This window comes from Streptomyces sp. NPDC008092, assembly GCF_042957285.1.
Lineage (GTDB): Bacteria > Actinomycetota > Actinomycetes > Streptomycetales > Streptomycetaceae > Streptomyces.
In genome coordinates this window covers 120,544-132,682 of record NZ_JBIBHY010000010.1, presented here as the reverse complement: position 1 = coordinate 132,682, position 12,139 = coordinate 120,544, and the positions used below count along the sequence as shown (strand labels likewise).

Here is a 12,139-nt window from a genome sequence, read left to right as displayed (position 1 = left end):
TGCGCCTCGCCCGCGGCCCGACTGGCCGTACGGCACCTACGCCCCGGCTCCCGTCGGGCCGGGGCGTTCCGCGGTTGTGCGGGGGTGCCGGCTCAGCCGAACAGGCCGCCGTGCGCCATGCCGATGAAGAAGCCGATGCCCGAGGCACCGAGACCCAGGATCAGACCGAAACGCTCGCGTGTGGTGATCGAGACCCACTGCCCGTACAGACCGGTGAAGAGGCCGATCAGGCCGGTCCAGGAGCTGAGCAGGTGCAGGCTGTGGAAGAACGACGTGATGAAGGCGATCAGCCCGAGCGCCAGCGTCACTGCCATCAGCGAGTCCTGGAGCGGATGGGTCTTGCCGTCGGTGGCGAACAGGGATCCGGCGGTGTTGGGTCGCAATGCCTGTGCCATGGGGCACCTCCTGCGGAAGGTGGCGCATCGTAGCGCCGTTCACACCCGATGTGTACAGATTGAGGGCCCTGGCCGCCGGATTTCAACCGGAAGCGGGTGTGCGGGTAGTCTGTAGCGTCTGCACCGGTGTCTGCCCAGGCCCTGGCCGGGATCCCAGCGGGAACCCCCGAATGTCAGTGGCTGCCGATACCGTTGCGTACGCATCACAACCCTCCTGCCACGGAACGACCGTGGCCGCTGAGTCCAAAGGAGGTGGGTTCCACATGCGTCACTACGAGGTGATGGTCATCCTCGACCCCGATCTGGAGGAGCGCGCTGTCGCCCCCCTGATCGAGAACTTCCTCTCCGTCGTCCGTGAGGGCAACGGAAAGGTCGAGAAGGTCGACACCTGGGGCCGTCGTCGTCTCTCGTACGAGATCAAGAAGAAGCCCGAGGGCATCTACTCGGTCATCGACCTGCAGGCCGAGCCTGTGGTCGTCAAGGAGCTCGACCGCCAGATGAACCTGAACGAGTCGGTCCTCCGGACCAAGGTCCTCCGCCCCGAGACCCACTGAGCTCTCCGCTCAGCCGATCTCGGGATTTCGAGTAGCAGCACAAGCAGCCAGCAGCAAACCCGCCGAGAGGTTCCCCCATGGCAGGCGAGACCGTCATCACGGTCGTCGGCAATCTTGTCGACGACCCCGAGCTGCGCTTCACCCCCTCCGGTGCGGCGGTCGCGAAGTTCCGTGTCGCGTCCACCCCCCGCACCTTCGACCGTCAGACCAACGAGTGGAAGGACGGCGAGAGCCTGTTCCTGACCTGCTCGGTCTGGCGTCAGGCGGCGGAGAACGTCGCGGAGTCGCTCCAGCGAGGCATGCGCGTCATCGTGCAGGGCCGGCTGAAGCAGCGGTCCTACGAGGACCGTGAGGGTGTCAAGCGCACGGTCTACGAACTGGACGTCGAGGAAGTCGGCGCCAGCCTGCGGAGCGCCACGGCCAAGGTCACCAAGACCGCCGGTGGCGGCGGCCGCAGTGGCCAGGGCGGTTACGGCGGCGGTGGCGGCCAGGGTGGCGGCGGCTGGGGCGGTGGCCCCGGTGGCGGCAACCAGGGCGGCGCCCCCAACGACGACCCCTGGGCTTCCAGCGCTCCCGCCGGTGGCGGGAGCGGGAACCAGGGCGGCGGCGGCTGGGGCGGCGGCTCCGGCTCCGGCGGCGGTGGCGGCTACTCGGACGAGCCCCCCTTCTAGGGGCACGGGCTCGTATCCCCACTTCTTGATCACACAGGAGAAACACCATGGCGAAGCCGCCTGTGCGCAAGCCTAAGAAGAAGGTCTGCGCTTTCTGCAAGGACAAGGTCACGTACGTGGACTACAAGGACACGAACATGCTGCGGAAGTTCATTTCCGACCGCGGCAAGATCCGTGCCCGCCGCGTGACCGGCAACTGCACGCAGCACCAGCGTGACGTCGCCACGGCCGTCAAGAACAGCCGTGAGATGGCGCTGCTGCCCTACACCTCCACCGCGCGCTAAGGGAAGGGTGACCAACTCATGAAGATCATCCTCACCCACGAGGTCTCTGGCCTCGGCGCCGCCGGCGACGTCGTCGACGTCAAGGACGGCTACGCACGCAACTACCTCATCCCGCGGAAGTTCGCGATCCGCTGGACCAAGGGTGGCGAGAAGGACGTCGAGCAGATCCGTCGTGCTCGCAAGATCCACGAGATCCAGACCATCGAGCAGGCCAACCAGGTGAAGGCCCAGCTTGAGGGCGTCAAGGTCCGCCTGGCCGTCCGTGCCGGCGACGCCGGCCGCCTCTTCGGTTCCGTCACCCAGGCCGACATCGCTTCGGCGATCAAGGCTGCCGGTGGCCCCGAGGTCGACAAGCGCCGCATCGAGGTCGGTTCGGCGATCAAGACCCTGGGCGCCCACGAGACGTCCGTGCGTCTGCACCCCGAGGTTGCCGCCAAGGTCAACATCGAGGTCGTCGCGGGCTGACGCTGCGCTCGGCATGAGCAGTAGCCCGAGAGGGGCCGCACCCGTGAAAGGGTGCGGCCCCTCTTTCTTGCCCATCACTCTTGGCCGGCGATGGTGTGGAGTCATGGGTGTTTCACGTGAAACGTGACAGCCCGCGATGTTTCACGTGAAACCGTCGGCAACGCGCATCGGTCAGCGCGTCGCGCCGGTCACGATCCACAGGCCGGAGCGGGCGCGCAGCCAGAGGGTGAGCATCCGAACGGTCATCATCAGCGTCATGGCTCCCCAGAGCGCCGTAAGTCCGCCGCCGAGGACGGGGACGAGCAGCGCCACCGGGGTGAAGACCACGAGCGTGAGGACCATGGCCCCAGCGAGATACGGCCCGTCTCCGGCGCCCATCAGTACGCCGTCGAGGACGAAGACCACGCCGGAGATCGGTTGGGAGAGCGCCACGATGAGCAGCGCGGGCAGCGCGGTGCTCTTCACGGCGGGGTCGCCTGTGAACAACGGCAGGAAGAGCGGTCGGGCGGCGATTACGAGCAGGCCGAGAATCACTCCCGTGGCTATGCCCCACTGCACCATGCGCCGGCAGGCTTCGCGGGCGCGGACGGCGTCGTTCGCCCCGAGATAGCGGCCGATGACGGCCTGTCCGGCGATCGCGATCGCGTCCAGGGCGAAGGCCAGCAGGCTCCACAGGGAGAGCACGATCTGGTGGGCGGCGATGTCGGCATCGCCGAGCCGGGCCGCCACGGCGGTGGCGATCATCAGGACGGCACGCAGCGAGATCGTCCGGATGAGCAGGGGCACACCAGCCTGTGCCGAGGCTCGTATCCCCGCGGTGTCGGGGCGCAGTGAAGCCCCGTGTCTGCGGGCGCCGCGCACGACGACGGTCAGGTAGACCGCCGCCATTCCGCACTGCGCGATGACCGTGCCCCAGGCGGAACCGGCGATGCCCAGTCCGGCCCCGTAGACGAGTGCCGCGTTGAGCCCGGCGTTGGCGATGAACCCCGCTACGGCGACGTACAGGGGCGTCCGGGTGTTCTGGAGGCCGCGCAGGACGCCGGTGGCGGCGAGCACGACCAGCATGGCCGGGATGCCGAGGGAGGAGATCCTCAGGTAGGTGGTTGCGTAGGGAGCGGCGGTGGCCGAGGCACCGAAGACATCCACGATGCCGGAGGCGAAGGGGAGGACCACGGCGATGACCGCGGCACCGAGCAGCAGGGCCAGCCAGATTCCGTCCATCCCTTGGCGGACGGCCGCCTGGAGATCGCCTGCGCCGACCCGCCGGGCGACGGCGGACGTGGTGGCGTAGGCGAGGAAGACGAAGACGCTCACGGCAGTGGTGAGGAGGGCTGAGGCGATTCCCAGACCCGCGAGTTGAGCGGTGCCGAGGTGGCCGACGATTGCGCTGTCGGCCATGACGAAAAGCGGCTCGGCGACGAGTGCGCCGAAGGCCGGGACCGCCAGCGCGATGATCTCTCGGTCATGCCCCCGGCGGGTGGCCTCGGAGGTCGCGGGAGCCTGTGACATGGGCGCTAATCTAATCGTCCACAGGTAAGTGATGCAAATGAATAGTGACCCTTACCTGTGGTTGCGTGGCCCGCGCCGTCGCGCGTTGTTCGAAGCGATCTTGGCCCGACTGGGAAAGTTTTTCTTCTGCACAGCCGGTGGATGGGAAAAGCGCAGTTCAGAAGGTGTTGTGGACAGGGATCGAGGGCTTGTTCACAGGGCTGTCCACCGCGTCGTGCACAGGTTTTGGCAGGTTCTCCACAGCATACGGGCGGTCGTCCACATGGCCTGTGGATAACCAGATTGGCTGACGGTGCCCGCGGGCCTAACGTGGTCCGGCACCCGCTCCTCGTCACGGCCTCGGAAACCTCACAAAACCGACGCGTCCAGAACCGGAATGGGGCGTCCTAGTTGTCAGTGTCGTGCCGTACAAAAGAGGGCACGGCGAGATCCGCGGTGCGGACGGGAGGAGGTGGCTCGGTGAGCATTTCCGAGCCCTTGGACGACCCGTGGGCCGATGCCGGTCCGAGTGATCGTCTGCCCGCCTCCCGCCGACGGGACGAGGGCGGTCGTGGCCGGGACGACCGCCACGACCGGGGCCGGGACAGCGGGGAATGGGACGGCGGGGGCGCCACCTTCGAGCGGGTTCCCCCACAGGACCTGGACGCCGAGCAGTCCGTGCTCGGCGGCATGCTGCTCTCCAAGGACGCCATCGCCGACGTCGTCGAGATCCTCAAGGGCCACGACTTCTACAAGCCCGCCCACGAGACGATCTATCAGGCGATCCTCGACATCTATGCGAAGGGCGAGCCGGCCGACCCCATCACCATCGCCGCCGAGCTCACCAAACGCGGCGAGATCAACAAGGTGGGCGGCGCCACCTATCTGCACACCCTCGTCCAGACGGTGCCGACGGCGGCGAACGCCGAGTACTACGCGGAGATCGTCCACGAGCGGGCGGTGCTGCGCCGCCTGGTCGAGGCGGGCACGCGGATCACGCAGATGGGATACGCGGCCGACGGCGACATCGACGAGATCGTCAACAGCGCGCAGGCCGAGATCTACGCCGTCACCGAGCAGCGGACCAGCGAGGACTACCTGCCGCTCGGCGACATCATGGAGGGCGCTCTCGACGAGATCGAGGCGATCGGCTCCCGTACCGGCGAGATGACCGGCGTGCCCACCGGCTTCACCGACCTGGACTCGCTCACCAACGGCCTGCACCCCGGCCAGATGATCGTCATCGCCGCGCGTCCCGCCATGGGCAAGTCCACCCTCGCGCTGGACTTCGCACGCGCCGCGTCGATCAAGCACAACCTCCCCAGCGTCATCTTCTCCCTCGAAATGGGCCGCAACGAGATCGCGATGCGTCTGCTGTCCGCCGAGGCCCGGGTCGCCCTGCACCACATGCGCTCCGGCACGATGACCGACGAGGACTGGACCCGGCTGGCCCGCCGGATGCCGGACGTATCGGCCGCGCCGCTCTACATCGACGACTCCCCGAACCTGTCGATGATGGAGATCCGCGCCAAGTGCCGTCGGCTCAAGCAGCGCAACGACATCAAGCTCGTGATCATCGACTATCTCCAGCTGATGCAGTCCGGCGGCAAGCGGTCCGAGAGCCGCCAGCAGGAGGTGTCGGACATGTCGCGAAACCTCAAGCTGCTGGCCAAGGAGCTGGAGGTTCCGGTGATCGCGCTCTCACAGCTCAACCGTGGTCCCGAGCAACGTACGGACAAGAAGCCGATGGTGTCCGACCTGCGTGAGTCCGGCTCCATCGAGCAGGACGCCGACATGGTCATCCTGCTGCACCGCGAGGACGCCTACGAGAAGGAGTCGCCGCGCGCGGGCGAGGCGGACATCATCGTCGGCAAGCACCGTAACGGCCCGACGGCGACGATCACCGTGGCGTTCCAGGGCCACTACTCCCGCTTCGTGGACATGGCGCAGACCTGATCCGAGCCGGGACGGCACCGATCTGATCCGTGCCGGCGAAATGGACTCGACGCCGGTCCGTCCACCGGGTGGACTGGGCGCATGACGACATTCCAGGAAGAGCTGCTCCCCGCCACCCGGCGGGCGCTGCTGCATCGGATCGCCGTGGCCCAGTCGGAAGGACGGGCGCCGTCTCTGGTGGCGGCGGTCGTGCGAGGCGGACGGGCCGTCTGGCACGGGGCGCGGACCTCGGTGGACGGGCATGGGCCGGACGAGAACGTGCAGTACCGGATCGGCTCGATCACCAAGACGTTCACGGCCGTTCTGGTGCTCCGGCTGCGTGACGAGGGGCTGCTCGACCTCGGCGACCCGCTGGAGAAGCATCTGCCCGGCACCGGCGCGGGGGAGGCGACCATCGCCGAACTCCTCGCGCATACCGGCGGGTTGGCCGCCGAATCCCCGGCGCCCTGGTGGGAGCGCACGCCGGGCACGCTACGTCCGGAGCTGAGCGACGTGCTCGGTGAGCAGCCTCTCCTGCATCCCGTCGGCCGCCGTCACCACTACTCCAACCCCGGCTACACCCTGCTCGGCGCACTGGTCGAGGAAGTCCGCGGTGCCCCCTGGGAGGAGGTACTGCGGAGGGAGGTGTTCGAGCCCCTGGGCCTCGACCGCACGAGTGCCCAGCCGCAGCCGCCGCATGCGGGTGGCTGGGCGGTGCACCCCTGGGCCGACGCCCTGCTCCCGGAACCGCTGGAGGACCTCGGCCGGATGGCGCCGGCCGGACAGCTCTGGTCGACCACCGGCGACCTGGCCCGCTTCGCCGTGTTCCTGGCCGCTGGGGACGACCGAGTGCTGAGCGCCGAGACCCTGCGGGAGATGCGCACCCCGGCAGCCCCCGCCGAACCCGCCGACGTCCTGGACGGCGCCACCTACGGCCTCGGTCTGCAGATCCAGCGTCGTGACGGGAGGCTGTTGGTCGGGCACTCCGGCTCGCTGCCCGGCTTCCTGGCCAACCTCACCATCAGCGTGGAAGACGACGTGGCGGCCGTGGTGCTGGCGAACTGCACCTCCGGCCCGCTGCTGTCCGCGACCGGCGCCGACCTCGTCCGTATCGTCGCGGAGGCCGAGCCGCGCATCCCCGCACCATGGCGCCCACTGACTCAGGCAGAGCCGTCCGTCCTGGAGTTGGCAGGCCCGTGGTACTGGGGAACACATGCCTTCGTGCTGCGGGTGTCGGCCGACGGGCTTGTCTCGCTGGGGCCGCTGACCGGCGCCGGCCGCCGAGCCCGTTTCCGCTCCAACAGCGACGGCACCTGGACGGGCCTGGAGGGCTATTACGCAGGAGAGGTTCTACGGCCCGTACGGCGCCCGGACGGCACCGTGAGCCACCTGGACCTCGGATCGTTCGTGTTCACGCGTCAGCCGTACGACGAGGCGGCTCCCGTACCCGGTGGGGTGGACCCCGAGGGATGGCGGGGGATCGGCTAGCGGAGGAGAGGGCGGGGGTGGTGTTTCACGTGAAACACCACCCCTGTGCGCATGCTCCGCTCGACGGCGAGTCGCCGGTGGTCAGATTTCGAGCTTGAAGCCTGTGTGCGAGGCCGTGAAACCGAGCCGCTCGTAGAAGCGGTGGGCGTCGACCCGTGACGTGTCCGAGGTGAGCTGGACCAGCTGGCAGCCCTGGCGACGGGATTCGTCGATCGCCCACTCGATGAACCGGGTGCCCAGCCCGCTGCCGCGCTCGTCGGCGTGGATACGCACGCCTTCGATGATCGACCGGGTGGCACCGCGCCTCGACAGCCCGGGAATGACCGTGAGTTGGAGCGTGCCGACGACGCGACCTTCGCGGACCGCGACGACCAGATGCTGGTTGGGATCGGCACTGAGCCGTTCCAGGGCGCTCAGATAGGGCGCGAGGTCGTCCGGCGTCTCCCGCCGGGCGCCCAGCGGGTCGTCGGCGAGCATGGCGACGATGGCCGGGACGTCGTCGGCGACCGCGGTGCGTATGTCAAGGTCTCCCATACCCGCAGCCTATGCGGGCACGTGCAGCGACTCCACGGCCCGGACCAGGGGAGCGAGGTCCGGGTTCCTGGCCGCTTCGTCGAGGGACTCGCGCAGCGCCGTGTCGTTGGTGGGGCGAGCCTCTTCCAGCAGCCGCAGGCCTGCCTCGGTGACGTTGGTGTAGATGCCGCGGCGGTCGGTCGGGCAGAGGTAGCGCTCCAGGAGACCGCGGTCCTCCAGGCGTGTGACCAGGCGGGTGGTGGCGCTCTGGCTGAGCACGACCGCATCGGCCACCTGCTTCATCTGCAGATGGCCCCCTTCACCGTCGTGCTGCCGGCTGAGGACGTCGAGCAGCGAGTACTCGCGCACGCTCAGATCGTGCTTGGCCTGAAGGGCGCGCTCGATGTGCGCCTCGATCCTGCCGTGCAGCAGGGAGAGGGCGCACCAGCCCTGGGCGAGGGCGGTGAGCGCGGGGTCCGTCGCTGTCATTGGCGTTTTCCTCCGTCCAGGAGCCGCTGAACCCAGGATAGAGCAGGCGCGCAATATCCCTCGCTTGCACATAGCCCGCGTCTGCAACTATTGTGGACGCACGCAAAGCGCACCTGCAATCGTCTGGGAAGGTCGTACCTCCATGCCTCTCGCGCTTCTGGCCCTCGCGATCGGGGCCTTCGGAATCGGAACGACCGAATTCGGGATCATGGGCTTGCTGCCCGAGGTCGCGGGCGACTTCGGGGTCTCCATCCCGACCGCCGGCCTGCTCGTCACCGGCTACGCCCTCGGCGTGGTGATCGGCGCCCCGCTGATGACCGTGCTGGGCACGAGGGTTCCTCGCAAGCGGATGCTGATGCTGCTGATGGGCATCTTCATCGCCGGCAACCTGCTGACCGCCGTCGCCCCCGTCTTCGCCGTCATGCTGATCGGCCGCGTGGTCGCCTCCCTCGCCCACGGCGCCTTCTTCGGCATCGGCTCGGTCGTGGCGGCCGAACTGGTCGCCCCGAGCAAGAAGGCAGGGGCCATCGCGATGATGTTCACCGGCCTCACCGTCGCCAACGTCATCGGCGTCCCGCTCGGCACCCTCGTGGGGCAGCACGCCGGCTGGCGCGTCACCTTCGGCATCGTCGCCGCCCTCGGCGTCGTCGGCCTGGCCGGTATCGCCAAGCTGGTCCCCGAACTGCCCAGCCCGCAGGGCGTGCACCTGCGCCACGAACTGGCCGCGTTCAAGAACACCCAGGTCCTGCTCGCCATGGCGATGACCGTCCTCGGCTTCGGCGGGGTCTTCGCGGCCATCACCTACATCGCGCCGATGATGACCCATGTCACCGGCTTCGCCGACGGCTCCGTCACCTGGCTGTTGGTCCTCTTCGGCCTCGGCATGGTCGGCGGCAACCTGGTCGGCGGCAAGTTCGCCGACCGCGCCCTGATGCCCATGCTGTACGTGTCCCTGGGCGCCCTGGCCGTCGTCCTCGCCCTCTTCACGCTCACCGCACACAGCAAGATCGCTGCCGCTGTGACCGTCGCGCTGATCGGAGCCCTCGGCTTCGCCACCGTTCCGCCGCTCCAGAAGCGTGTCCTGGACCAGGCACACGGCGCTCCCACCCTTGCCTCGGCCGTGAACATCGGCGCCTTCAACCTCGGCAACGCCCTGTCCGCCTGGCTCGGCGGCATCGTGATCGCCGCCGGCTTCGGCTACACCTCCCCCAACTGGGTCGGCGCGGCCCTCGCCGCGGCCGCCCTCGTCCTCGCCTTCCTGTCGGCCGCGCTGGAGCGCCGCCACGGCGCCCCGAGCGCGGTGGTCGCCGGCGGCACGCCCGCAGGACAGCGGGCCTCGGTCCACCACTGACCGCCCGCATCTCTCACCGCACGTCAGCACCGTCCAAGGAGAACCATGAGCACCACCGCCGTCGCCCCACTCACCATCCAGGACGCCGAACTCCTGATCGCCGAGGCCCGCCGCGCCGCGGAGGCCGCCGGAGTCACCGTCAGCGTCACCGTCCTGGACGCCGGGGGCCATCTGCTGGCCTTCCGGCGGGACGACCGCGCCGTGCTGATCTCCGGTGAGACCAGCACCCGCAAGGCCTACACGGCGCTCCAGCTGAACACCCCCACCGCCGACCTCGTCGACGCCGTCCAGCCCGGCGGCCTCTTCCACACCCTGCCCACGGCGCTCGACCGGCCGCTGCTGTTCATCGCGGGCGGTGTCCCCGTCCAGCGTGACGGCCGGCTCGTCGGGGCGATCGGTGTCGGCGGCGGTGCGCCCGACCAGGACCACGGCTTCGCCTCAGCCGCCGTAGCGGCACTCGTCTGACAGCACCTCGCTCGACGGCGAACGCCGGCTCCCCGGAAGGAGCCGGCGTTCGCCGCGGTCGAAGGCCGCTCAGCCCGCCGCGACCGTCAGCGGTGCGAACCGTCGTGTCCAGTCCCCCGGTGACTCCGTGATCCCGTAGGTCATCACCGAGTTCATGGCGACGGAGGCCAGCCCGCGGGCCTTCGCCCAGGCCAGCAGTTCCTCGTGCCGGACGTCGATGTCGGTACGGAGAGGGCGGTCGGTGTGGGCGGCGAGCGAGGCGATCAGGGACTTCGCGGTCTCCGTGTCGCGGGCGATCAGCGGTCCGACGACATGGCTGTCCATGTTGGGCCAGGCGGCCGCGTATCCGACGATCTTCCCGTCGTCCACGGCGACGCGCAGCAGGTCCGAGAACGCGGGCAGCCGGGTGATGAGCAGGGTGCGGTCGACGCCGAACACCTCCTCGTCCAGCCGGAGGATGGAACCGAGGTCCCCGGCGGTGGCCGCCCGGGTCACCACCCGCGGCTCGGGCCCGCCCGGGGTGAACGGTCCGCGGAGCATCTCCGAACGTCCCGTGACCTTGAATCCCAGCTCCTCGTAGAGCGGCCGGCCGTACGGCGTCGCGTACAGGGTCAGCGGAGTCGTTCCCATCGCCGAGACGATGTGCCGCATCAGCCGGCGCCCGATGCCCCGGCGGGCATGTCGTTCGGCGACCAGGACCATGCCGACCGCGCCGAGATGCGGGCGTTCCCTCGGGCCGTACTCCGTGATGACACAGGCGGCGACCAGGCCTCCTGCGGGGTCGTCGATCCCGTACCCCTTCCCGGCGGTGAGGAGCAAGCGCCACTTGTGTTCCTCTCGGGGCCACCCCCGATCCTCGGACAAGTCGGCGCAGGCGCTGAGGTCGCGTGGCGTCAGTCGACGAATGGGCAGAGGGGCGTCGGAAGGAGTTGACACGCAGGTCAGGCTTGCCGACCGACACCTCCGGCGTCCACCTGTTTCAGGTTGGACGCACGCGCTTTTGGCCATGCCGTAGTGCCCGGCTCAGCGCCGTAGTACGCGGCTCGGCCCCTGGACAGGTGTGGGGCGTTTCACGTGAAACATCACTGTATGGTCCCCGTGCGTTGCCGCACCAGGGAGCTCTGCGCGCCACCGGTTAGCCTCGGGTCCATGGCGAGACTTCACCTCTTCGATCTCGACGGCACCTTGCTGCACGGCACCTCTGCACCCGTCGAGATTTCCCGTCAACTCGGTCTGGAAGCAGAGACCATGGAGCTTGATCGGGAGATTTCGGCCGGACGGATAGATCCGCCGGAGTACCAGGCCCGTGTGTACACCCTCTGGGCCGAGCTGACCGAGGCGCATGTGACGGCGGCCTTCGACGGTGCGCCGTGGCTGGCCCGGATCCAGGACGTCTGGGCCGAGATCAGAGGAGCAGGGGACTACTGTGCGGTGGTCTCGCTCTCACCCTCGTTCTTCGTGGAACGCCTGCTGGACTGGGGAGCCCATGCGGCCTTCGGGTCCCGCTTTCCGGCGGTGCCGTTCGTCGAACCGGTGGATCCGGCGGGAGTGCTCACTGCCGCGGCCAAGGTGACGATCGCAGACCGTCTGTGCGAGCAGTTCGGGGTCGGCCGGGCGGACTGCGTCGCCTACGGCGACTCGATGTCGGACAGGGACTTGTTCGGTGCGGTTCCGGTGTCCGTGGCGGTCAATGCGGACGGACATCTCGCCGGTCTCGCGACGTACTCCTACACGGGCCGGGATCTATGGGATGCCTATGAATTGGCGCGGGGCGCCCGGTAATTGAGGGAACCGATGGTTCGCCCGTTGCCAGTTTCACGGCGGAGACAGGGGGGACTTGTGCGTGCGGCGACGGCCGGTAGGGTCGACTCCGGTTAACGTCCGGGGCGGGACGCTCCCGGCGGGAGCGATTGCGGCCCATGTCACACTCTCGCCTTACTTGTCCGTACACGGGGAATCACGGGTTGAATGTGGTCGTGTCGGCCACGGGACCCGACCGGGGAGAGCTAGCCGTCAACGGGGGAAAGCAAGCACCTTCCGA

The 12,139-nt window shown here is 68.8% G+C and carries 14 protein-coding genes; 9 read left to right on the top strand and 5 right to left on the bottom strand.

What is annotated here, in order from left to right; translation table 11 throughout:
• Positions 1-92: 92 nt before the first annotated feature.
• Positions 93-395 carry a hypothetical protein gene (locus tag ACFZB3_RS30520; protein WP_391380899.1) on the bottom strand — a complete coding sequence of 101 codons (303 nt, stop codon included), beginning with the start codon at positions 393-395 and terminating at the stop codon, positions 93-95.
• Between the two features lie 263 nt (positions 396-658).
• Between ACFZB3_RS30520 and rpsF the strand changes: the two genes are divergently transcribed.
• From rpsF to rplI, 4 genes are all read left to right on the top strand, one after another.
• Complete coding sequence (gene rpsF / locus ACFZB3_RS30515) at positions 659-949, top strand: 30S ribosomal protein S6 (RefSeq protein WP_093500872.1); 291 nt, start codon at positions 659-661, stop codon at positions 947-949.
• 77 nt (positions 950-1,026) lie between these two features.
• On the top strand, positions 1,027-1,620 hold the full coding sequence (locus ACFZB3_RS30510) for a single-stranded DNA-binding protein (RefSeq protein ID WP_391380897.1): 594 nt from the start codon (positions 1,027-1,029) through the stop codon (positions 1,618-1,620).
• Between the two features lie 47 nt (positions 1,621-1,667).
• Positions 1,668-1,904, top strand: coding sequence for a 30S ribosomal protein S18 (gene rpsR / locus ACFZB3_RS30505; RefSeq protein WP_003949403.1), 237 nt, complete (start codon positions 1,668-1,670; stop codon positions 1,902-1,904).
• Between the two features lie 18 nt (positions 1,905-1,922).
• Entirely contained in the window at positions 1,923-2,369 is a 447-nt protein-coding gene (rplI, locus tag ACFZB3_RS30500; RefSeq protein ID WP_093500876.1) for a 50S ribosomal protein L9, read from the top strand.
• Between the two features lie 171 nt (positions 2,370-2,540).
• Here the strand turns inward: rplI and ACFZB3_RS30495 are convergent, their stop codons facing one another.
• Entirely contained in the window at positions 2,541-3,878 is a 1,338-nt protein-coding gene (locus ACFZB3_RS30495) for an MATE family efflux transporter (protein WP_391380894.1), read from the bottom strand.
• Positions 3,879-4,337: 459 nt separating this feature from the next.
• Between ACFZB3_RS30495 and dnaB the strand changes: the two genes are divergently transcribed.
• Positions 4,338-5,813 (top strand): replicative DNA helicase, encoded by a 1,476-nt coding sequence (gene dnaB / locus ACFZB3_RS30490; protein ID WP_391380892.1) that lies wholly within the window; start codon positions 4,338-4,340, stop codon positions 5,811-5,813.
• A gap of 81 nt (positions 5,814-5,894) precedes the next feature.
• Positions 5,895-7,280 carry a serine hydrolase gene (locus ACFZB3_RS30485; protein ID WP_391380890.1) on the top strand — a complete coding sequence of 462 codons (1,386 nt, stop codon included), beginning with the start codon at positions 5,895-5,897 and terminating at the stop codon, positions 7,278-7,280.
• Between the two features lie 81 nt (positions 7,281-7,361).
• On the opposite strand, the gene ACFZB3_RS30480 is transcribed toward ACFZB3_RS30485, so the two are convergent.
• Positions 7,362-7,814 (bottom strand): GNAT family N-acetyltransferase, encoded by a 453-nt coding sequence (locus ACFZB3_RS30480; RefSeq protein ID WP_391380888.1) that lies wholly within the window; start codon positions 7,812-7,814, stop codon positions 7,362-7,364.
• 9 nt (positions 7,815-7,823) lie between these two features.
• Positions 7,824-8,282 (bottom strand): MarR family transcriptional regulator, encoded by a 459-nt coding sequence (locus ACFZB3_RS30475; RefSeq protein WP_391380885.1) that lies wholly within the window; start codon positions 8,280-8,282, stop codon positions 7,824-7,826.
• 142 nt (positions 8,283-8,424) lie between these two features.
• Here ACFZB3_RS30475 and ACFZB3_RS30470 point away from each other — a divergent pair, with 142 nt between their 5' ends.
• Together ACFZB3_RS30470 and ACFZB3_RS30465 are read left to right on the top strand one after the other, a co-directional pair.
• Positions 8,425-9,633: an MFS transporter gene (locus ACFZB3_RS30470; RefSeq protein WP_391380883.1), complete on the top strand. Its 1,209-nt coding sequence runs from the start codon at positions 8,425-8,427 to the stop codon at positions 9,631-9,633.
• Positions 9,634-9,678: 45 nt separating this feature from the next.
• A complete protein-coding gene (locus tag ACFZB3_RS30465) occupies positions 9,679-10,098 on the top strand; it encodes a heme-binding protein (RefSeq protein WP_391380881.1) in 420 nt (139 codons plus the stop codon).
• 69 nt (positions 10,099-10,167) lie between these two features.
• Here ACFZB3_RS30465 and ACFZB3_RS30460 read toward each other — a convergent pair whose 3' ends face one another.
• On the bottom strand, positions 10,168-11,034 hold the full coding sequence (locus ACFZB3_RS30460; protein ID WP_391380879.1) for a GNAT family N-acetyltransferase: 867 nt from the start codon (positions 11,032-11,034) through the stop codon (positions 10,168-10,170).
• 213 nt (positions 11,035-11,247) lie between these two features.
• On the opposite strand from ACFZB3_RS30460, the gene ACFZB3_RS30455 reads away from it, so the two are divergent.
• A complete protein-coding gene (locus tag ACFZB3_RS30455) occupies positions 11,248-11,880 on the top strand; it encodes an HAD-IB family phosphatase (protein WP_391380876.1) in 633 nt (210 codons plus the stop codon).
• The last annotated feature ends 259 nt before the right edge of the window (positions 11,881-12,139 follow it).

Coding starts and splice junctions, on each gene's coding strand:
- ACFZB3_RS30465 (WP_391380881.1), top strand. CDS start 9,679: ATGAGCACCACCGCCGTCGCCCCACTCACCATCCAGGACGCCGAACTC.
- ACFZB3_RS30485 (WP_391380890.1), top strand. CDS start 5,895: ATGACGACATTCCAGGAAGAGCTGCTCCCCGCCACCCGGCGGGCGCTG.
- ACFZB3_RS30480 (WP_391380888.1), bottom strand. CDS start 7,814: ATGGGAGACCTTGACATACGCACCGCGGTCGCCGACGACGTCCCGGCC.
- ACFZB3_RS30510 (WP_391380897.1), top strand. CDS start 1,027: ATGGCAGGCGAGACCGTCATCACGGTCGTCGGCAATCTTGTCGACGAC.
- rpsF (WP_093500872.1), top strand. CDS start 659: ATGCGTCACTACGAGGTGATGGTCATCCTCGACCCCGATCTGGAGGAG.
- ACFZB3_RS30455 (WP_391380876.1), top strand. CDS start 11,248: ATGGCGAGACTTCACCTCTTCGATCTCGACGGCACCTTGCTGCACGGC.
- rpsR (WP_003949403.1), top strand. CDS start 1,668: ATGGCGAAGCCGCCTGTGCGCAAGCCTAAGAAGAAGGTCTGCGCTTTC.
- rplI (WP_093500876.1), top strand. CDS start 1,923: ATGAAGATCATCCTCACCCACGAGGTCTCTGGCCTCGGCGCCGCCGGC.
- ACFZB3_RS30520 (WP_391380899.1), bottom strand. CDS start 395: ATGGCACAGGCATTGCGACCCAACACCGCCGGATCCCTGTTCGCCACC.
- ACFZB3_RS30495 (WP_391380894.1), bottom strand. CDS start 3,878: ATGTCACAGGCTCCCGCGACCTCCGAGGCCACCCGCCGGGGGCATGAC.
- ACFZB3_RS30475 (WP_391380885.1), bottom strand. CDS start 8,282: ATGACAGCGACGGACCCCGCGCTCACCGCCCTCGCCCAGGGCTGGTGC.
- ACFZB3_RS30470 (WP_391380883.1), top strand. CDS start 8,425: ATGCCTCTCGCGCTTCTGGCCCTCGCGATCGGGGCCTTCGGAATCGGA.